Source organism: Neisseria sp. P0008.S010 (assembly GCF_051962715.1).
GTDB classification, from domain to species: domain Bacteria; phylum Pseudomonadota; class Gammaproteobacteria; order Burkholderiales; family Neisseriaceae; genus Neisseria; species Neisseria elongata.
The window spans coordinates 1-266 of record NZ_JBQCVA010000311.1; the positions used below are offsets into that span (position 1 = coordinate 1).

Below are 266 nucleotides of genomic sequence, written 5' to 3' on the forward strand. Positions count from 1 at the left end.
CCCCACGCTTTCGCATCTCAGCGTCAGTAATGGTCCAGATAACCGCCTTCGCCACTGGTGTTCTTTCCAATATCTACGAATTTCACCTCTACACTGGAAATTCCACTATCCTCTACCATACTCAAGTATTACAGTTTCAAAGGCAATTCAAAGGTTGAGCCTTGGGATTTCACCCCTGACTTATAATTCCGCCTACATGCGCTTTACGCCCAGTGATTCCGAGTAACGCTAGCTCCCTTCGTATTACCGCGGCTGCTGGCACGAAG

The 266-nt window shown here is 48.5% G+C and carries 1 rRNA gene; it reads right to left on the reverse strand.

The window, feature by feature from the left end:
• Positions 1–266: ribosomal RNA gene (locus ACTHSL_RS13730) — 16S ribosomal RNA — on the reverse strand; the annotation flags it as partial.